This is a genomic window from Microbacterium sp. NPDC006705 (assembly GCF_044903545.1).
GTDB classification, from domain to species: Bacteria; Actinomycetota; Actinomycetes; order Actinomycetales; family Microbacteriaceae; genus Microbacterium; species Microbacterium plantarum.
Window position 1 is genome coordinate 220,182 of record NZ_JBJDQQ010000003.1, and the last position, 20,011, is coordinate 240,192.

16 protein-coding genes and 1 pseudogene are annotated in these 20,011 nt (G+C 72.2%); 10 read left to right on the plus strand and 7 right to left on the minus strand.

Going from position 1 to position 20,011, the window contains the following annotated elements:
• Positions 1-8 precede the first annotated feature (8 nt).
• Positions 9-513: pseudogene (gene soxR / locus ACI2K6_RS14945) on the plus strand (redox-sensitive transcriptional activator SoxR).
• Here soxR and ACI2K6_RS14950 read toward each other — a convergent pair.
• A complete protein-coding gene (locus ACI2K6_RS14950; RefSeq protein WP_404568934.1) occupies positions 508-1,380 on the minus strand; it encodes a transketolase family protein in 873 nt (290 codons plus the stop codon). The pseudogene soxR and the gene ACI2K6_RS14950 overlap by 6 nt on opposite strands.
• Positions 1,380-2,063 (minus strand): transketolase, encoded by a 684-nt coding sequence (locus ACI2K6_RS14955; RefSeq protein ID WP_404568935.1) that lies wholly within the window; start codon positions 2,061-2,063, stop codon positions 1,380-1,382. Before ACI2K6_RS14955 ends, ACI2K6_RS14950 begins: the two co-directional genes overlap by 1 nt.
• A 248-nt stretch (positions 2,064-2,311) precedes the next feature.
• Between ACI2K6_RS14955 and ACI2K6_RS14960 the strand changes: the two genes are divergently transcribed.
• Complete coding sequence (locus tag ACI2K6_RS14960) at positions 2,312-3,799, plus strand: DUF6421 family protein (RefSeq protein ID WP_282501569.1); 1,488 nt, start codon at positions 2,312-2,314, stop codon at positions 3,797-3,799.
• Between the two features lie 47 nt (positions 3,800-3,846).
• Positions 3,847-4,974, plus strand: a complete 1,128-nt coding sequence (locus tag ACI2K6_RS14965) for a threonine aldolase family protein (RefSeq protein WP_404568936.1) — start codon at positions 3,847-3,849, stop codon at positions 4,972-4,974.
• 81 nt (positions 4,975-5,055) lie between these two features.
• Here ACI2K6_RS14965 and ACI2K6_RS14970 read toward each other — a convergent pair whose 3' ends face one another.
• Positions 5,056-5,511, minus strand: a complete 456-nt coding sequence (locus tag ACI2K6_RS14970) for a VOC family protein (protein WP_404568937.1) — start codon at positions 5,509-5,511, stop codon at positions 5,056-5,058.
• 100 nt (positions 5,512-5,611) lie between these two features.
• Here ACI2K6_RS14970 and ACI2K6_RS14975 point away from each other — a divergent pair, with 100 nt between their 5' ends.
• The gene (locus ACI2K6_RS14975; RefSeq protein WP_282501572.1) at positions 5,612-6,586 is read left to right on the plus strand and encodes a YafY family protein; all 975 of its coding nucleotides are present in this window, start codon (positions 5,612-5,614) and stop codon (positions 6,584-6,586) included.
• Between the two features lie 23 nt (positions 6,587-6,609).
• Here the strand turns inward: ACI2K6_RS14975 and ACI2K6_RS14980 are convergent, their stop codons facing one another.
• A complete protein-coding gene (locus tag ACI2K6_RS14980) occupies positions 6,610-8,529 on the minus strand; it encodes a M3 family metallopeptidase (RefSeq protein WP_404568938.1) in 1,920 nt (639 codons plus the stop codon).
• Between the two features lie 26 nt (positions 8,530-8,555).
• The gene (locus tag ACI2K6_RS14985; RefSeq protein WP_269268189.1) at positions 8,556-9,167 is read right to left on the minus strand and encodes an NUDIX hydrolase family protein; all 612 of its coding nucleotides are present in this window, start codon (positions 9,165-9,167) and stop codon (positions 8,556-8,558) included.
• Between the two features lie 57 nt (positions 9,168-9,224).
• Between ACI2K6_RS14985 and ACI2K6_RS14990 the strand changes: the two genes are divergently transcribed.
• From ACI2K6_RS14990 to ACI2K6_RS15005, 4 genes are all read left to right on the plus strand, one after another.
• Positions 9,225-9,878 carry an alpha/beta hydrolase gene (locus ACI2K6_RS14990; RefSeq protein ID WP_404568939.1) on the plus strand — a complete coding sequence of 218 codons (654 nt, stop codon included), beginning with the start codon at positions 9,225-9,227 and terminating at the stop codon, positions 9,876-9,878.
• A 216-nt stretch (positions 9,879-10,094) separates the two neighbouring features.
• The gene (locus tag ACI2K6_RS14995) at positions 10,095-11,765 is read left to right on the plus strand and encodes an ABC-F family ATP-binding cassette domain-containing protein (RefSeq protein ID WP_404568940.1); all 1,671 of its coding nucleotides are present in this window, start codon (positions 10,095-10,097) and stop codon (positions 11,763-11,765) included.
• A gap of 189 nt (positions 11,766-11,954) precedes the next feature.
• Complete coding sequence (locus ACI2K6_RS15000) at positions 11,955-16,790, plus strand: DEAD/DEAH box helicase (RefSeq protein ID WP_404568941.1); 4,836 nt, start codon at positions 11,955-11,957, stop codon at positions 16,788-16,790.
• The gene (locus ACI2K6_RS15005; protein WP_404568942.1) at positions 16,783-17,556 is read left to right on the plus strand and encodes a DNA-formamidopyrimidine glycosylase family protein; all 774 of its coding nucleotides are present in this window, start codon (positions 16,783-16,785) and stop codon (positions 17,554-17,556) included. Before ACI2K6_RS15000 ends, ACI2K6_RS15005 begins: the two co-directional genes overlap by 8 nt.
• Positions 17,557-17,591: 35 nt before the next feature.
• On the opposite strand, the gene ACI2K6_RS15010 is transcribed toward ACI2K6_RS15005, so the two are convergent.
• Positions 17,592-18,239, minus strand: a complete 648-nt coding sequence (locus ACI2K6_RS15010; protein ID WP_112617752.1) for a YitT family protein — start codon at positions 18,237-18,239, stop codon at positions 17,592-17,594.
• 230 nt (positions 18,240-18,469) lie between these two features.
• Between ACI2K6_RS15010 and ACI2K6_RS15015 the strand changes: the two genes are divergently transcribed.
• Together ACI2K6_RS15015 and ACI2K6_RS15020 are read left to right on the plus strand one after the other, a co-directional pair.
• Positions 18,470-18,877, plus strand: a complete 408-nt coding sequence (locus tag ACI2K6_RS15015) for a UDP-3-O-(3-hydroxymyristoyl)glucosamine N-acyltransferase (protein ID WP_023953942.1) — start codon at positions 18,470-18,472, stop codon at positions 18,875-18,877.
• A gap of 22 nt (positions 18,878-18,899) precedes the next feature.
• Positions 18,900-19,661 carry a LysR substrate-binding domain-containing protein gene (locus ACI2K6_RS15020; protein ID WP_404568943.1) on the plus strand — a complete coding sequence of 254 codons (762 nt, stop codon included), beginning with the start codon at positions 18,900-18,902 and terminating at the stop codon, positions 19,659-19,661.
• Positions 19,662-19,689: 28 nt separating this feature from the next.
• Here the strand turns inward: ACI2K6_RS15020 and ACI2K6_RS15025 are convergent, their stop codons facing one another.
• Positions 19,690-19,989: a hypothetical protein gene (locus ACI2K6_RS15025; RefSeq protein ID WP_404568944.1), complete on the minus strand. Its 300-nt coding sequence runs from the start codon at positions 19,987-19,989 to the stop codon at positions 19,690-19,692.
• Positions 19,990-20,011: the final 22 nt, after the last annotated feature.

Sequence of the window (20,011 nt, forward strand, 5' to 3'; positions counted from 1 at the left end):
CAGGCGTGATGCGGTCCAACGATCTCCTGACCATCGGCGAGGTGAGCGCGCGCACCGGTGTGTCCGTCTCCGCGCTGCACTTCTACGAGCGGCACGGACTCATCACGTCGACCCGTTCTGCGGGTGATCAGCGGCGGTTCAGTCGCCACATGCTGCGCCGCATCTCGCTCATTCTCGTGGCCAAGCGACTCGGCATCCCGCTCGCCGAGGTCGCCGCGGCTTTCGCGTCGCTGCCCGCAGAGGCCGAGCCCAGCAGCGAGGACTGGAAGCGGGTCTCGCGGGCGTGGAAGGTGGGTCTCGCGGGCGTGGAAGGTGCGTCTCGAGGAACGGCGCGCGGCGATCGAATCGCTCGAGCGCGAACTCGTGGGATGCATCGGCTGCGGCTGCCTCTCGATGCGGTCGTGCGACCTGCTCAACCCCGGCGACGCGCTCGGCGCCGAGGGCAGCGGACCGCGCCGCGTCGCGCCCGCGCTCCGGCACGCGCTCGACGACGACGCAGCCGCTCCGTCATGAGAGCAGGTCGAGGCGTCGCCTGATCCCCGGCGCGTCGAGGCCGTGCAGCCGCGCATGGTCGGCCGGGGTGCCGTATCGGCGCTGTTCACCGACGCCGACCCCGATGTGCTCGACGAGGATGCCGCTGCCGCCGAGCGCCGCACCGACCGCGGCGGCGGTCGTCCCCTCGAGGAAGGGTTCGAGCACGGCCACCCGGTCGAAGGTGGAGCTCAGCGCGCGCAAACCGTCGCGATCGAGCGGCACGGGCGTCGCGGTGTATGCGACCGCGAACCCGTCGCCCGCCGTCGCCTCGAGCGCCGTGTCGAGGAGCGGGCCGATGGCCAGGACCAGCGTGCCCGCGCCCTCGCGCACGAGGTGGATGCGTCCGTCCGTCGGGAATGCCGCCCGGTTCGCCTGCGTCGAGAGCCGGATGTACTGGCGGTCGTCGGTCGTCGCCGCATCCCGGACGAGCGCCTCGACCTCATCCGGGTGCCCCGGCGCGTGCAGCCGCCATCCGGGCAGGGTGCTCAACAGGGCGATGTCGCCGGGGCACTGGTGCGTGCGCCCCGCGGCGGCCGCGTCATAGCTCGCGCCGATCGATACGAGCACCGCCCCGAGATCCTGGTGCGACAGGTCGAGCTTGATCTGCTCGAAGGGCCGCTCGACGAGGAACGGCGCGTAAGTGTGGACGAAAGGACGCAGTCCGGCGAGCGCGAGACCGGCGGCGACCCCGATCATCGCCTGCTCGCGGATCCCGACGTTGGCGACACGGTCGGCGGCCGGGGTTCCCGCGGCCAGATCGAGCGGGCCGATGTCGGCGAGCACGAGTGTCGCGCGGTCGTCGGTGGCCAACAGATCTGACATGACGGTGGAGAAGCGGGCGCGCATCAGGATCCCTTCGCAGCGGTACGGACGACGGTGACACGGGGCGCCGCGCCGCGCGTCTCGAGAGCTGCGGCGAGCGCAGCGTGATCGTGCGAGTCGGCCTCGGCGGCATCCCATCCCTCCAGCGCGAACCGGCGTGCGATCCCGCCGGGCCATCCGAGCGACGCGGAGGAGTTGTCGATGACGATGGCGTGCAGCCGGGCGAGGGCGAGGCGGCCTGCGACGGCGATCGCCTCGTGGTTGCTGCCCTCGTCGAGCTCGGCGTCGCCGATCAGGACGAACACGCGGCCGGGAGTGCCGGTGATGTCGAGGCCGCGGGCGAGGCCCACGGCGATCGGCAGTCCGTGCCCGAGCGACCCGGACGAGATCTCGACGGCGGGGATGAGCAGACGGTCGGGGTGGTGACCGAGGGGCGAATCGACGCCCGCGAGATCGTCGAGCCAGCCGTCGGGCATCAGGCCGCGCGTGGCCAGCACGGCGTAGTACGAGGCTGGGCCGTGCCCCTTCGACAGCAGAAAGCGGTCACCGCCCTCGGGGCGGAGTACGCGGTCGTGCAGCACCCACAGCGCATCGAGGGTCGAATGCGCGGCGGCACTGTGCTTCTCGTCGCCGGTCACCCGCGCGAGGCGGTCGAGCAGAGCGGCCGGCAGCCGTTCGGTGAAGGAGTCGGGTTCAGTCATGGTCATGGTTCGAACGGTAAAACCTCAAGCTCAGTTGAGGTCAAGCTCGCGGTGACCGATGCATTCGTCGGACGGCTGGGGCTGCTGTCGCGTCGCGGCGCCGCCGAGACGACACCAGCCCCACCCGCCCGACGGGTGTATCGGCACGGTGCACCGCCACTACCGTCGCCGAAAACCCGGCGCCCGGTTAGGCTGACGCCAACCTGACCACCGCTCCCGCGCGGGAGCCGTACCTCGTAGATCGGAGGTTCCCCATGTCCATCGCTCAGACGCACCCCACCCCCGGTGCCACGAAGACGATCATCGGCGAGCCCGAGGTCGTCGAGGACGGCGGCGCGGTCGACGCCCTGAGCATCGCGCTCGCCGACGGCGTCGAGCACGACCCCGCCTGGATCTCGCTGCGCGACGCTGCGACGGCACTGCAGCAGCTGCAGGCCGCCGACGGCTCGGTGCCCGACCCCGGGGACCATGAGACGGCGCGGCGCCACGTCGCGGCGATCACCGCCGCGATCGGCCGCCTCGCGCCGCGGTTCCCGCACGACGCGGACTATCTCACCGCGTCGATCCGGGACTTCAACAGATGGGCCGCCTCCGATCAACCGGACGGCGCCGCTTCGACGGAGGGGGCATTCGGCGTGCCCGATTTCCTCGACTCGCTTGTGGCGTTCCAGCCGCAGCTCCACCGCGTCGACGGCATCCGCCACCTCGTCGTGTTCCCGATGTACACGCAGAACGGCTCGCGCGACCGGCACGTCGAGGCGCTGCTCGTCGAGGCGATCTGGCCGGAGGAGATCGCGCGCCTCGAGACGATGTATCCGAACCGGCTCTTCGTCTCGCTGCGACTGCTCGACTTCACGGCCGGCTACGACACCGACTCGGCGGTGCTGTTCCCCGAGACCGTCGCGATGCGCGAGATTCCGCCGTTCACGTGGGGGGCGATCTTCCAGGACCGCGAGGCAGCCCGCTACCGCCGGGTCGTGCGCGCCGCATCGGAGATCACGAAGCTCGACCTGCCCGCCGAGGCGGCCGAGATGCTCGACGACCAGGCGCTCACCGAGCGGGCGTTCGTGATGTGGGACCTCATCCACGACCGCACGCACATGCGCGGCGATCTGCCGTTCGATCCGTTCATGATCAAGCAGCGGATGCCGTTCTTCCTGTACTCCCTCGAAGAGCTGCGGTGCGATCTGACGGCGTTCCGCGAGTGCGTCGCGCTCGACCGGCGGCTGAGCACCGAGGCGGATCTCGACCCGGTCGATGCCGAGCTGCTGCGTCTTTCGCGGCTCGTGCAGTACGCCGTGATCTTCGACCGGATCTTCCGGTTCGCGATCACCGGCACGCGCGTGCGCAACTACGACGGACTCGGCGGCCAGCTGCTGTTCGCGTGGCTGCACCGCCGGGGCGTGCTGCACTGGACCGACACCGCGCTCGCCTTCGAATGGGGCGAGGTGCCGGATGCCGTGGTCGCCCTCGGCGACGCGATCGACCGCCTGTACTGGGAATCGATCGACCGCCCGAAGACCGCGCACTGGCTGGCGGCATACGACCTCGTGCGCTCGGTGCTCGAACCGCACCCGGCGTCGGTGTGGGCGCGCGGCCTCCCCGACGACGTCCTCGCGGGTCCGCCGAAGGGCTACACCGATGCGGTGCTGGACGACGAGTTCCCGCTGTCGATGTTCTACGAGGCGCTCGAGAAGAAGATGCGCGACGTGATCGCGTCCACGCGCGGCATCCGCGGCTGACCCGCACACGGGCCCGAGGCCGCGCCCGAGGCTGAAAGGATGAGGTCATGACCTCCCTGCACGACACCTCGGTGCGCGGCTTCGCGTCCGACAACTACTCCGGCATCCACCCGGAGGTCCTCGCGGCGATCACCGCCGCCAACGACGGCCACCAGACCGCCTACGGCTCGGATGTGTACACCGCCCGGCTGCAGGACCTCGTCGGCGAGCACTTCGGCGCGGGCGCCGAGGCCTTTCCGGTCTTCAACGGCACGGGCGCCAACGTCACGGCGCTGCAGTCGATGCTGCCGCGCTGGGGCGCGGTGATCGCCGCGTCGACCGCGCACATCAACGTCGACGAGGGCGGTGCCCCCGAGCGAGTCGGCGGCATCAAGATCCTCAACGTCCCCACCGATGACGGCAAGCTCACCCCCGAGCTCATCGACCGCGAGGCCTGGGGCTGGGGCGACGAGCACCGCGCGCAGCCGCTCGTCGTGTCGATCACCCAGTCGACCGAGCTCGGCACGCTCTACACGCCCGACGAGCTGCGCACGATCGCCGACCACGTGCACGAGCGCGGGATGCGGCTGCACATGGACGGCGCGCGCATCGCCAACGCCGCCGCTGCCCTCGGCCTGCCGCTGCGCGCCATCACGCGCGATGTCGGTGTCGACGTGCTGAGCTTCGGCGGCACGAAGAACGGCGCGATGCTCGGCGAGGCGATCGTCGTGCTCGACCCCGCGGCATCCGAGGGGCTCACCTACCTGCGCAAGCTCAACATGCAGCTGTCGTCGAAGATGCGCTTCGTCTCGGCCCAGCTCGTCGCGCTGCTCGAGAACGACCTGTGGCGCCGCAACGCCGAGCACGCGAACGGGATGGCGCAGCGCCTGCGCTCGGCGGTCGAGGCGGGCATCGCCGACGGCTCGGTGCGGGGCGTGGAGTTCACGCAGCCGACGCAGGCCAACGGTGTCTTCGCGGTGCTGCCCGAGGGCGTCGCCGACCGGCTGCGCGAGTCGTTCCGTTTCTACGATTGGGGCCCCGCCGACGGAGGCTCGGAGGATCGCGCCAGCGATGCTTCGAGTGTCGGTGGGAAGGATGAGGCACGCCGCGAGGTGCGGTGGATGTGCTCGTTCGACACCTCGGCATCCGACGTCGACGCGTTCGTCGCCGAGCTCGCGCGCCTGACGACCGACTGACCACCTCCCGCGTCGGCGGGCATCCACGCGACGCACGACAAGAGCCGCGGCGGGGTCGAACCGGCCGCGGCTCTCGTGCGCTCAGGCGGCGGTGACGCTGAAGCTCCACGTGACGCCGAACCGGTCGGTGAGCATGCCGAAGCCCGCGCTCCACGCCGACGCGGCGAGGGGCTCGACGATGACGGCATCGGCGGCGAGCGCGTCCCACGGGCCGCGGAGCTCGTCGAGGCTTTCGGAACCGACCGAGACGAAGAACGCCTGATCGGTGATGGTGGCGTTGTCCTGACGGCGCGTCGCACCGCCGCCGGCGATCGATCCCTCTGTGCTTCCCGGGATGTCGTACGCCATCACACGGAAGCCGGTGCTCCCGGCGACGAGTCCGAAGACGACGGCATCCGCGCCGGGGAGGTCTGCGGGCATGCCGACCTCGGCGTACGTCGTGATCGAGACGTGTCCGTCGAAGGCGGCGCCGTAGAACTCGAGTGCCCGACGGGCGTCGCCGCGGAAGTTGAGGTGAGGGGTGGTGTGCATGGTCATCGCTGCTCCTGAGGAAAGGGCCGGCCCGATCGGCTCGACGCCCTCACCCTGACAGCCCTTCCGGTCAGTTTCTGTCCGCAAGGGCGGATACGGTGGGGCGATGACGACGACCTCCCGGTTGCTGACCCTGCTGTCGCTCCTGCAGGCCCGCCGCGACTGGCCGGGCGGAGTGCTCGCCTCGCGGCTGGGGGTGAGCGATCGCACGGTGCGACGTGACGTCGAGCGACTGCGCGAGATGGGATACCGCATCCAGGCGACGACCGGCCTCGACGGCGGGTACCGGCTCGAGGCCGGCAGCGAGCTGCCGCCCCTCCTGTTCGACGAGGACCAGACCGTCGCGGTGACCCTCGCCCTGCGAACCGCTCCCGCCCTGGGCGCGGGCATCGGAGAGGCCGCGGCACGCGCGCTCGCCACGATCCGGCAGGTCATGCCCTCGCGACTCCGGCATCGCCTCGACGCCCTGGCTCCGACCGTCGTGGGCCGCCCGGGGGATGCCGCCGCCGCGGACGTCTCGCTCGAGGTTCTGTCGACGCTGGCGAACGCGATCCGCGACGGTGTCACGGTGCGGTTCGACTACGGCGAGGCGGGCGATGCGGATGCCGTGGGGTCCGCGCCGACCCGACGCGCGGAGCCGCATCATCTCGTGGCGTCGGGCGGCCGCTGGTATCTCGTCGCGTGGGACCTCGACCGCGACGACTGGCGCCTGTACCGGGCGGACCGGGTCCGTCCGCGGCTTCCGGCCGGCGCCCCGTTCACGCGCCGCGGCGTGCCCGGCGGCGACGTCGACGCGTTCGTGTCGGCACGCTTCCGCGGGTCGGACTCGGCCGCATGGCCCTGCCGCGGCTCCGTCGTGCTGCACCTGCCGGCATCCGCGGTCGCGCCGTTCGCGGGCGATGGCACGGTCACCGCGCTCGACGACGGGCACTGTCGGCTCGAAGCCGGGTCGTGGTCATGGACCGCGCTCGCGGCCTCGTTCGGGCGGTTCGACGCCGAGCTCGAGGTCGTCGGTCCGCCCGAGCTCGCCGACGCGTTCGCGTTCCTCGCCGCGCGCTACGCCCGCGCTGTCACCACCTGACGGATCACCGGGGAGGCCGCCGCTCAGGCGCCAGCGAGCCAGGCCCGGTAGGCGTCGAACGAATACGGGCGGCCGAGGAAGTCGGCGACGAGGTCGGCCGCGTCGCGGCTGCCACCCGGCTCGAGGATGCGCTCGCGGTAGCGGGTCGCAACGGCCGGGTCCATGAGCTCGTCGCCGAACGCCGAGAGCAGGTCGCGGGCGATGACGAGGCTCCACTGATACGTGTAGTAGCAGGCGCCGTATCCGGTGAGGTGGCCGAAGCCCGCGTACGTGTGCCCGTTCGGCAGCGGGTGCACCGGCGACGACGCGCGGTACCAGCCCTCGACGGCCGCCTGCAGGTCGCTCGGCCGCTCGACGTGCAGGCCGTACGAGACGTTGGCGTGCCCGAGCTGGCGGGTCACCTCGAGGGCGCGACCGAAAGCGTCGGCCACCCGCATCCGCTCGACGAGGTCGGCCGGGATCGGCTCGCCGTCGGCGTTGCGCGCGAACGTCGCCAGCACGCCGGCATCCCACGCCCACTCCTCGAGCAGCTGGCTCGGCGCCTCGACGAAGTCCCACTCCGTCTCGATGCCGCTGAAGTCGGCCCAGACGGCGTCGGCGCCGCCGAGGATGCCGTGGACGAGGTGCCCGAACTCGTGGAAGAACGTCACGACCTGGTCGTGCTCGAGGAGTCCCCGCGAGAAGTTGCAGAGCAGTACGCCCTCGGGAAGCGAGCGGCCCGCGATGCCGGGCGCGAGGTTGAAGCACGCGGCGTGGTTGTACTTTCCCTCGCGCGGGTGAAGATCGAGGTGGATCCGACCGAGCCGGCGCTCGCCGCGGACGACGTCGTAGCTGCGGACGTCGTCGTGCCAGGCACCCGCGTCGACGGGGACGTAGGCGACGTCGAGCAGTCGCGCCGTGACATCGAGCACGCCCGCCAGGACGTTGTCGAACGCGAAGTAGGCGCGCACTGCCTGCGCGTCGACGGCGTAGTCCTCGCGCTTCAGCGCGCTGAGGAGGTACCAGAGGTCGGCCGCGGTGACCGCCTCGGCATCCGGCTCGTCGACGCGCAGCCGCGCGAGCAGCCGGTCGTACTCAGCGGCGGCGGCCTCGCGCGTCGCCGCGTCGATGTCGTCGAGGAACGACCGGATCGCCGCGCTCGAGCCGATCATGCGCGTTTCGGTCTCGTAGTCGGCCCAGTCGCCGTAGCCCAGCAGCTCCGCGCGCTCGGCGCGCACGGCGAGCAGTTCGGCGAGCACGGGGTCGTTGTCGGGCCAGGCGAGGTCGTTGTAGACCGACAGCAGTGCCGTGCGCGTCGACCGGCGCACCGCGAACTCGCGCACCGGCATGAGGTCGGTGTACTCGGTCGTGAGGGTGATGAGGCCCTCGTCGTCGACCGGGTGAGCGTCGATGAAGTCCTGCGGCAGCCCCTCCAGCGCGTCGGCGGGGAGCTTCAGCTCGCGCCGGCCGTCGCGGATGTTGCGCGAGAAGGTCAGCGAGAGCTCGGTGTCACGCTCGGCCAGCGCCCGCAGCCGTTCGCGTGTCGCCTCGTCGCGGTCGACGCCGCCGCGGCGGAAGTCGCGCTGGATGTGAGCGAGCAGGCGGCGGGCGGCGGCACCCAGCCCGTCGGTCGCGAGGCCGTCGAAGACGGCGAAGAGAGCGGGGTCGAGCGCCCGCTCGGAAAGCAGGGCGTCGATGGCCTGCACCCGGGCCTCGGCGGCAACGCGGACGTCGGCATCGGGGTGCGACTCGCTCAGCAGGGATGCCTCGGACGCCGCCTCGGCGATCGCGATCGACGCCTCGTTCCACAGCTGCAGACGGGCCAGGGGCGACAGCTCACGCCCCGCGATCAGCTGCGAGTCGACCTCGCGGACGCGGGCGATGCGGGCGTCCGGGCGCTTGGCGGCGAACGCGAGCCATCCGGCGGTGTCGGCGGGGAAGGCGAGGGGCTTCGGATCGGTCATGACCCGAGCCTACGCAGGAGCGGGCCTCAGCGAAGAGCACCCACCGAGGCGAGCGCGAGGCGGATGAGCGTGCCGCGGCCACCCTCCATCTCGGCGGCGAGGGCGTCGGATGCCGCTTCCACGGGGTCGAGCCATGTGACCTCGAGAGCATCCTGACGGGGCTCGCACGTGCCCGTGACCGGCACGACGAAGGCGAGCGACACGGCGTGCTGGCGGTCGTCGTGGAAGGGGCTGACCCCGGGGATCGGGAAGTACTCGGCGACCGTGAAGGGCGTGGGCGACGCGGGCAGGAGCGGGAAGGCCATGGGCCCGAGGTCGTTCTCGACGTGCCGGAACAGTGCGTCGCGGATCGTCTCGCCGTAGCGCACGCGGCCCGAGACGATCGTGCGCGTCATCTCCCCGACCGGCGTGGCACGGAGCAGGATGCCGACCTGGGTGACGGCCCCGAGCCCGTCGGTGCGCACCGGCACCGCCTCGACGTAGAGCATCGGCAGCCGGCGGCGCGCTTCGGTGAGCTCGACGTCGCTGAGCCAGGCCGGGTTCGTGGCTCCGCCGCCCGGGGCTCCGCGCAGCGGGTCGGCCGGGAGCGACGACTCGCCGCGCTCGTCGGGATCGGGATCGGGGGTGCGCACGGCCATGCCTCATGTATACCAATGACCCCCGGCGGTGTCGGAGGAGGCTGGCAGGATGGTCGCATGTCGCCCGATCCGGTCCTCGATCCTGCGGCCGTGCGCTGGTCGGCCGCTCCCGCCGACCGCGGTCGCCGCCCGTTACTGGTGATGGTGCACGGCTACGGCTCGGATGAGAACGATCTGTTCGCCCTCGCGCCGCACCTGCCGGCCGAGTACGTCGTGGCTGCGGTCCGCGCCCCGCTCACCCCGCGCTTCCCCACGCCGGGGTGGTCGTGGTACCCGATCGAGGGCCTGAACGGTCGCGATCCGCACGCGGCGACGGCATCCGCCCGCGCGCTGACGGCGTGGATCGACGCGGAGCGGGGCGATGCGGCATCCGTCGGGCTGCTCGGCTTCTCGCAGGGCGGGGTCATGGCGATCGAGGCGCTTCGCCTGCGCCCGGACGACTACGCGTTCGCCGTCACCCTGTCGGGCTACGCCAATCCTGGCGATCTCGACACCGACGCCGAGCTCGCCGAACGCCGCCCGCCCGTGTTCTGGGGTCGCGGGGCGCTCGACGACGTCATCCCGCCCGCACTCGTCGCACACACGGCGCAGTGGCTGCCCGGCCGGGTCGACCTGAGCGGCCGCGTCTACCCCGATCTCGGACACGCCGTCTCGGCGGAGGAACTGCGCGACGTCGCGACGTTCCTGCACAAGCAGCTCCCGTCGGCGTAGACTTCCCGGGCCCCTGTCCCGAGTGTGAGGAACGACCGTTGATCGGTTTCGACGCGACCGCGCTGTGATCCCGCGCTGATCCGTCGACCCCTCGGGCGTCCGACCTGGCCAGCGCATTCTCCGATTTCCGCGCTGGCCGCCGGACCGTTCCACCCCCGGTCGGGGTGTCTTCGGTGTCGGTCGTGCCCGCGCCCGACGACATCCGAGGAGGCAGTCATGCCCCATCCCGCTCCCGCGGTCGTCCTCGACCGCATCACCCTCATCCACCCCGACGGCACTCCCGCCGTGCGGAACACCTCCGGAACCTTCGGCACCGGGCGAACCGGCCTCGTCGGCCGCAACGGCTCGGGCAAGACCACGCTGCTGCGGCTGATCGCGGGCGAGCTCGCGCCGACCTCCGGCTCGGTCATCACGTCCGGACGGGTCGAGCTGCTGCCGCAGCGCTTGACCCTCGACATCGGGCGGCGCGTCGCCGACCTGCTCGGGGTCGCTCCCGTCGTCGACGCCGTGCGCGCCGTCGAGTCGGGAGACGTCCACCCGCGCCACTTCGACACGATCGGCGACGACTGGGATGCCGAGGCACGAGCGGTCGCCGCGCTGACCGCGGCCGGTCTGCCGCCGGGAGCGCTCGACCGCCGCGTCGGAGAGCTCTCCGGCGGTGAGGCGGTTCTCGCGGCACTCGTCGGCGTGAGACTGCGCGGAGCCGAGATCGCGCTGCTCGACGAGCCGACCAACAACCTCGACCGCGACGCGCGCGAGCGGGTCGGCGAGCTCGTGCGAGCGTGGCGGGGTGCGCTCATCGTCGTCAGCCACGACACCGCGCTGCTCGAGCTGATGGACGACACCGCCGAGCTCTACGGCGGGGCGCTCGATACGTTCGGCGGGCCGTACTCCGAGTGGCGAGCCTGGCGCGACGACGAGCAGGCGGCGGCGCGCGCCGCGGAGACCGCCGCGGCGGCGGCCCTCCGGCGCGAGCGGCGCGACCGGGCCGAGACCGAGACGAAGCTCGCGCGGCGTGCCGCGATGGGAGCGAAGGCGCAGCGCGAGAAACGCGTGCCCGGGATCGTCGCCGGCAACCGCGCGTCGGCCGCGCAGGTGTCGGCGGGTCGCGCGCGCGGCGAGGCATCCGATCGGGAAGCCTCGGCTCGGGCGGCCCTCGATGCGGCAGGGCGGCGGGTCCGCGACGACGACGCCGTGCGGATCGACCTGCCCGATCCCGGCGTCGCGGCGAGCCGGCGCCTCGCGACGATCGGCGACGGCGAACGCTCGTGGGTCGTGCAAGGGCCCGAGCGTGTCGCGCTCGTCGGGCCGAACGGCGCGGGGAAGACGACGCTGCTCGAGGTGCTGGTGCGGTCGGCGGACGCTAACTCCTCAGAATCAGGTGCTGCGGCATCCGATCGTCGCTCGGGCGGCCCCGGCGCGCCCGATCTGAGGAGTTATGGCACGGCGGTCGCGCATACCGACCGCGTCGGCTACCTGTCGCAGCGGGTCGACGGGCTGCGGGACGAGGCGACGGTGCTCGACAGCGTGCGCGCGGCCGCGCCCGCCGCCACCGACGTCGAGCTGCGGAACCGGCTCGCGCGATTCGTGCTGCGCGGCGACACCGTGCTGCGCCCGGTCGCGGCACTGTCGGGCGGGGAGCGGTTCCGGCTGGCCCTGGCCTGCGAGCTGCTGGCCGATCCCCCGCCGCAGCTGCTCGTGCTCGACGAGCCGACGAACAACCTCGACCTCGACACGGTCGAGCAGCTCGTGCAGGCTCTCGCCGCCTACCGCGGTGCCGTGCTGGTGGTCAGCCACGACGACGGCTTCCTCGCCCGCCTCGCGCCCACTCTGATGCTCGAGCTGCGCGACGGCCGGCTGAGCGAGGTCCCGCCGGCTGGCCCGTGAACCGAGGTCCCCGTTGGGCCGGTCTCAGCGTCGAGGTCCCACTTGGGCCGGGAATGTGCGCCCGATTCCCGGCTCAAGTGGGACCTCGCGGGGTAGCGCGCGGGCAGCGGGGCACGGCAGGACCTGGCACGGCGGATGCCGCGGGCGCAAGGCCGCGCCGATGTCGGAGGTCCGCGCGAAGATGAAGGCATGGCCGATGTGCTCGCCCGATTCTCCGCGCCCACCGCGGACTGGTTCCGCGGCGCGTTCTCGAAGCCCACGTCGGCGCAGGCCGGTGCGTGGGACGCGATCTCCGCCGGCAAGCACGCCCTCGTGGTCGCGCCGACCGGGTCGGGCAAGACTCTGTCCGCGTTCCTCTGGGCGATCGACCGCATCTTCCGCGACAAGGTGGCGGCCGGCCCCGTCGACGACAAACCGGCGAAGCGCAGAAAGGCGGATGCCGCGCCGGCCGACACCCGCGTCCTGTACGTCTCACCGCTGAAGGCGCTGGGCGTCGACGTCGAGCGAAACCTGCGGTCGCCCCTCGTCGGCATCGGACAGTCGGCGCGCCGCCTCGGTCAGCCCGTCCCCGACGTGACGGTCGGAGTGCGATCGGGCGACACCTCCTCAGCCGACCGGCGCGCCCTGGTCGCCCGACCGCCCGACATCCTCATCACGACGCCCGAGTCGCTCTACCTCATGCTCACCTCGCAGGCTTCCGAGACACTGCGCGGCGTCCACACCGTCATCGTCGACGAGGTGCACGCCGTGGCGGCCACGAAGCGCGGTGCGCACCTGGCCGTGAGCCTCGAACGCCTCGACGCGATCCTCGAGAAGCCGGCTCAGCGCATCGGCCTCTCGGCCACGGTGCGTCCCATCGACGAGGTGGCGCGCTTCCTCGGCGGCGCGGCCCCCGTCGAGATCGTCGCACCGAAGGCGTCGAAGGCGTTCGACCTGAACGTCGTCGTGCCGATCCCCGACATGCTGCACCCTCCGGCCCCGCCCGGCGCCGAGGATGCGGGTGCCCCCGGCGCTCCGGGCGGTCGCGATGAGGGAGACGACGAGGGGGACGACGACGATGGCGACGGCGCCTGGTACCGCGCCCCGCAGGCGACGGAGGTCACGGGGTCGGTCTGGCCCCACGTCGAGGAGGCGATCGTCGACCGCATCCTGAAGCACCGCTCGACGATCGTGTTCTCGAACTCGCGCAGGCTCGCCGAACGCCTGACCGGACGACTCAATGAGATCTACACCGAGCGTCTCGGGGGCGACCGTCCCGAGCCCGCGGTCCCCGCGGGCATGATGGCGCAGGCCGGGGCCTCCGCCGGCGCCGAGCCGGTACTCGCGAAGGCGCATCACGGCTCGGTGTCGAAGGAGCAGCGCGCCCAGGTCGAAGACGAGCTGAAGTCGGGTGTGCTCCGCTGCGTCGTGGCGACCTCGAGCCTCGAGCTCGGCATCGACATGGGGGCCGTCGACCTCGTCATCCAGGTCGAAGCACCGCCGTCGGCGGCATCCGGACTCCAGCGCGTCGGGCGCGCCGGCCACCAGGTCGGCGAGGTCAGCCGGGCAGCACTGTTCCCCAAGCACCGCGGCGACGTGCTGCACACCGCGGTCGTGACCGAGCGGATGCTGGCGGGCAAGATCGAGGCGATCGCGGTTCCGCAGAATCCCCTCGACATCCTCGCCCAGCAGACGATCGCCGCGTGCGCGACCGGCACGATCGAGGTCGAGGCCTGGTTCGAGACGGTGCGGCGCAGCGCGCCCTTCCGCACGCTCCCCCGCTCGGCGTACGAAGCGACGCTCGATCTGCTCGCGGGCCGCTTCCCCTCCGACGAGTTCGCCGAGCTGCGTCCACGCCTGGTCTGGGACCGCGATCAGGGCACGCTCACGGGGCGCCCGGGAGCGCAGCGCATCGCGGTCACGAGCGGTGGCACGATCCCCGACCGCGGTCTGTTCGGCGTCTTCGTCGCCGGCGAGAGCCGTAACGCGCGCGTCGGCGAGCTCGACGAGGAGATGGTCTACGAGTCGCGCGTCAACGACGTCTTCACGCTCGGCACGACCAGCTGGCGCATCGTCGAGATCACTCATGACCGGGTCAACGTCGTGCCCGCGTTCGGCCAGCCGGGCAAGCTTCCGTTCTGGCACGGCGACGGCCTGGGGCGTCCCGCCGAGCTCGGCGAGGCGCTCGGGAAGTTCAGCCGCGAGGTGTCGGCGGCCGGTCCCGAGAAGGCGTCCGAGCGGTTGCGCGAATCGGGGCTCGACGACTACGCGATCGAGAACCTCCTGGCGCATCTCGCCGAGCAGCGCGAGGCGACCGGCAGTCTACCCACCGACCGGACGCTGACCGTCGAGCGCTCCCGCGACGAGGTCGGCGACTGGCGCGTCATCCTGCATTCCCCGTACGGCATGCACGTGCACGCTCCGTGGGCGCTGGCCGTCAACGCACGCATCCGCGAGCGTCTCGGGGTCGAAGGCGCAGCCGTCGCGAGCGACGACGGCATCATCGCGCGGGTCCCCGACGCGGCTGCCGAACCGCCCGGCGCCGACCTCTTCGTCTTCGACGCCGACGAGCTCGAACAGATCGTCACGGACGAGGTCGGCGGATCGGCGCTGTTCGCCTCGCGCTTCCGCGAGTGCGCGGCGCGGGCCCTGCTGCTGCCGAGGCTCAACCCCAACAAACGCGCGCCGCTCTGGCAGCAGCGGCAGCGCTCGGCGCAGCTGCTCGAGGTCGCGCGGCGGCATCCGTCGTTCCCGATCATCCTCGAGACGCTTCGCGAGGTGCTGCAGGACGTCTACGACCTTCCGGCACTCCTGCGCATCACCCGCAGCATCGCCGACCGCCGCATCCGCCTCGTCGAGACGACGACATCGCAGCCGTCGCCGTACGCCCGCGATCTGCTCTTCGGCTACGTCGGCGCCTTCATGTACGAGGGCGATTCGCCGCTCGCCGAACGCCGCGCCGCGGCCCTGTCCGTCGATCCCGCGCTGCTGTCGGAGCTGCTCGGCAAGGTCGAGATGCGCGAGCTGCTCGACCCCGAGGTCATCGCGCAGTTCGAGCGCGAGTCCCAGCGTCTCGCTCCCGACCGACGCGCGCGCGGGGTCGAGGGCGTCGCCGATCTGCTCCGCATCCTCGGCCCGCTCGACCCCGGGGAGGTCGCAGCCCGCCTCGAAGAGTCCGCGGGCACCGGGACCGGCACCGGCACAGCGGAGGAAATCGGCACAGCGGCGGATGCGAGCGCCGCGCCCGTTCCGCCGGACGGCGAATCTCCTCCCGAGCACCGGGTCGCCGAGGCCGCCGACCTGCTGCAACAGCTCGTGACCGCCCGCCGCGCGATCCCGGTCACGATCGCAGGCACGCAGCGGACGGCGGCGATCGAGGATGCCGGCCGCCTGCGCGACGCGCTGGGCGCGGCGCTTCCCGTGGGCATCCCCACCGCGTTCCTCGAACCCGTCGTCGATCCCCTCGCCGACCTCGTCGCACGGCACGCCCGCACCCATGGGCCGTTCCGCACCGCGGACGTCGCGACGCGTCTCGGCATCGGCACCGCCGTCGCGCGTCAGACACTGCAGCGGCTCGAGTCGCAGGGGCGCATCGCGAGCGGTTACTTCCTGCCTGAGACCTCCGGCAGCGAGGCCGACGACCTCGAGTGGTGCGATTCCGAGGTGCTGCGCCGGCTGCGGATGCGGTCGCTCGCGGCTATCCGGGGCAGCGTCGAGCCGGTATCGCCCGAGGCGTTCGCGCGGTTCCTGCCCGTGTGGCAGCACGTCACCCGGCCGCTCGAGGGCGTCGACGGCGTCGCCGCCGTGATCGAGCAGCTCGCCGGTGTGCCGATTCCTGCGAGCGCCTGGGAGTCGCTCGTCCTGCCCTCGCGCGTGCGCGACTACGCACCCGGGATGCTCGACGAGCTGACCGCGACGGGCGAGGTGGTCTGGTCGGGGCACGGCACCCTGCCGGGGCGCGACGGCTGGATCGCGCTCCATCCCGCCGACATGGCGCCGCTCACCCTGGCGCTGGCCGACGCCGACTCCGAGGCCGACGAGTCGTCGACGTCGGGCGACTTCGACGTCCGGATTCTCGAGGCTCTCGCCGTCGGCGGCGGCTGGTTCGCGGGGCAGCTCGTCGCCGCGATCGGCGCCCCCAACGAGCAGAGCGTGCTCGACGCACTCTGGCGTCTCGCGTGGGCGGGCCGCCTGACGAACGACACGTTCACGCCGGTCCGATCCCTCCTCTCGGGCGGTTCGCAGGCGCACCGCAGCGCCCGCCGCACACCGCGGTCCCGCCTGTATCGCGGCACACCGCTCGCGCGCCCCACGACGCCGGCGGCGCCGCGCCCGTCGACGCTCGGCGGCCGGTGGTCGCTCCTGCCCACGGTCGAGCCCGATCCGTCGCTCCGCGTCACGGCATCGGCGGGGCTCCTGCTCGACCGCTACGGCGTCGTCACCCGGGGCAGCGTGCAGTCCGAGGGTGTTCCCGGCGGTTTCGCGCAGGTCTATCGCGTTCTCGCGGGCTTCGAAGAGGCGGGCCACTGCCGCCGCGGCTATGTCATCGAGACCCTCGGCGCCGCGCAGTTCGCGGCATCCGTCACCGTCGACCGCCTGCGTGAGTTCGCGGCGCTCCCCGACCCGCCGCCGCGGCGTGCGGTCACGCTGGCCGCGACCGACCCGGCGAATCCCTACGGTGCAGCCCTCGGCTGGCCGGCGCTCGAGGGCGTCTCGCATCGACCGGGCCGGAAGGCCGGCGGCGTCGTGGTGCTCGTCGACGGTGCGCTCGTGCTCTATCTCGAGCGGGGTGGGCGTTCGGCGCTCGCCTTCACCGACGACGAAGAGGTGCTGACCGCGGCCGCAGCCGATCTCGTGAGAACGGCTCAGGCGCGCCGCCTCGACACACTCACCGTCGAGCAGGTCAACGGCGAGTTCGTCTACAACACCCCGACCGGGCGGGCGCTGCGCGCAGGCGGTTTCGTCGAGTCGTCGCGCGGCCTCACGCTGCGCCGGCTGACCGCGGGCTCACGGGCGGCGATGTCCGGAAGCAGCGAGCGTGCCTGAGGGCGACACCGTCTTCCGAGCCGCGCGGAAGCTGGGTGAGGCGCTCGTCGGACAGGAGGTCACGCGCTTCGACATCCGTGTTCCCGGCAGTGCGACAGCCGACCTGCGCGGCGAGAGCGTCTCGTCGTCGATCGCCCGCGGCAAGCACCTGCTGCTGCGCATGGGCGCATTCAGCCTGCACTCGCACCTGAAGATGGAGGGTCGCTGGCACGTCTACCGCCACGGCGAGCGCTGGCGGGCACCCGCGTTCCAGGCCCGCGCGATCGTCGGAACGCGCGATCGGGATGCCGTCGGCTTCGAGCTCGCGATGGTCGAGGTCCTCCCCACCGCCGACGAGGACCGCCTCGTCGGCCACCTCGGGCCCGACCTGCTCGGCCCCGATTGGGATCTGGCCGAAGCGGTGCGTCGCGTGAGCGCGGACCCCCGAGCCGCGCACGTCGCCCTGCTCGACCAGCGGAACGTCGCCGGCTTCGGAAACGTCTACGCGAACGAGCTGCTCTTCGTTCGCGGCATCCTGCCCATGACCCCCGCCACCGAGATCGACGCGGCCGCCGTGCTCGAGACCGGGTACCGGATGATCCACGCCAATCGCGATCGCGCGGCGCGCACCTTCACCGGCAACGACCGGCCCGGGCAGCGGATGTGGGTTTACGGCCGCGAGAACAAGCCCTGCCGCCGGTGCGGGACGCTGATCCGCGCCGGCGAGATCGGAGCGCTGCCGACGAGCGAGCGGAACATCTTCTGGTGCCCGCGCTGCCAGAGCTGAACCCCGCCGGGTCTGGAGCGATCCGACGCTTGCACTCAGCGGCCGATGTACCGACCGGGGCGGTGGTTCAGGACGAGCACGACGCTCAGCACGACCGCTCCGGCAGCGCTGAGCAGCACCGCCGGCCACGGCAGCACCAGCAGCGCGGACGCGATGATCACGACGTCGAAGATCATCTGGGTCCATCCCGCACTGAAGCCCATGCGCTCCTGCAGCACGAGGGCGATGATGTTCACCCCGCCGAGGCTCGAACGGTGGCGGAACAGGATCAGCAGCCCGACGCCGGCGAGCAGGTTGCCGCCCAGCGTGCCGTAGATGGGTTCGATGCTCGCGAACTGCAGCAGGTGCTGGTGCACGAAGGTGAACGCCGAGACCAGGCCGATCGAGACGAAGGTGCGGATCGTGAACGACACCCCCTTCTTCCACAGGGCCAGCGCGGCGAACGGCGCGTTCACGACTGCGAACAGCACCGGGAACGACCATCCGGTCGCATAACCGAGAAGCAGCGCGAGGCCCGCGGTGCCGCCGGTGACCGAGCCCGACGACTGCAACAGGTAGAGGCCGAGGGATGCCACGAATGTGCCGGTCACGATGCCGAGCAGATCCTCCGCGCGGGTGTGGCGCGTGAGCGCCGCCTCGAACACGAGGGAAGGTCCGGTCGACGGTGCGCGAGAAGGCTCCACCCGCCCATCCTCGCAAACCGGGGCGCGAGTGGAAGCAAGCCCCGCGGCGGCGGCATGTTATCGCGCGAAGGTCAGCTCGCACACCCCTTCGACCTCGGCGGCTGCGCATCGCACGCTTGTTCCAGCAAACCGGTCGACCTGCCGCTCCGAATGATTCGTGGGAATGAAAACGCGGGTCGCGGGGTTGTTTCCAGTACTCAGTACCGGACCCGGAACTGTCGGAGGGGATCGTGGGCAAGAACTACATCGACATCGAGAACGACCGCGGAGAGACGCTGCGTTACCGCAAGCACGCGAACGGTCGGGGCTTGATCGCGAACGGGGCCAAGGTGCACCCGACCGCACTGGTCGAAGCAGGCGCCTACGTCGAACCCGGAGTCCAGGTCGCGGCGGGCGTTCACATCGGCCGGGGCGTGTGGATCGAGCGCGAAGCCGTCATCGGCCCGAACGTCGAGATCGCACCGCACGCGCACGTCGGCTCCGGCGCCGCCATCGGTCCGCGGGCGAAGATCGGCATCCGTGCCTTCATCGGAGCGCACGCGCACGTCGCCGGTGGCTCGCTCATCGGCGACGACGAGAACATCGCCGACGGCGAGCACGTGGCGACCGACCAGCGCGGACTGCGTCTGGCCGCCTGACCCGCCGGGATACGCTTCAGGCATGACACCCGGACGTTCCTCGGGCCGCCCCGCTCGTAGCGGCGGCCGAGGCGGCGGTGCCCCCGGGCGCCGCGGCGCCCCGGCATCCGGGCAGCGGTCCGTGGCCCGCAAGGCAGACCGCACCTCGGGAACCCGCCGCGAGTCGGATGCCGCCGCACCGGACCTGAGCGGCCTCGGCGCTTTCCGCCTCGGAGCGGCCCCGGGTGCCACACCCGGCAAGTGGATCGACGTGTGGAAGCAGCGGATGCCGGCGAACCCGGTCGATCTCGTCACCCTCGAGTTCGTCGACCAAGCCGCCGCCCTCGCGAGCGGTGAGGTCGACGCCGCCCTCGTGCGGCTTCCGATCGAACGCGCTGGGTTGAGCATCATCCCGCTCTACGACGAGATCACGGTCGCCGTGTGCAGCGCCGACTCGTCCCTCACCGTCGCCGATGAGCTGACCCTCGCCGACCTCGCCGGGGAGGTCGTCATGGTGACCGGTGATGACGCTCTGGGTATCGAGGTCCCCGGCGCCATCGCCCCCGCCTTTTCCGCCATTGCCACGACGGGTGACGCGGTCGCGACGGCGGCCACCGGCGTCGGCATCGTGCTCGTGCCGATGTCGCTCGCGCGACTGCATCACCGCAAAGACACCACGTACCGGCCCGTGGTCGACGCTCCGACGTCGACGGTCGCGCTCGCCTGGCCGACGGAGGCGACCACGCCGCTGGTAGAGACGTTCATCGGGATCGTGCGCGGCCGTACCGCGAACTCCTCGCGCTAACACCCACCCCCGACGCCGGTCGCCCGAATCACGCCCCGTGCAGCCGCCGCGCCCCGTCGGGGATCGCACCCGCAACCGGAGCGCGGCTCAGCAGGGCGGCGGCGTCGATCGGGTCGTCCGGCGCGGCGGCATCCGGATCCGCCTCGAGCTCGACCACGACGGGAGCGGGCAACCGGATCGTCGTGCGAGCGTCCCGCGCCCGCGACTCGATGCCGGCCGCGTCGACGGGGCGGCGCACCCGCCAGCCCCGGCGCGCGGCGGCGACGTCGAGCCGGTCGAGCACCGCGATGAGCTCGCTGGGGTCTGAGATGATCACGCGGGCGGTCATCCGGCCATTGTCCTCCGCTCGT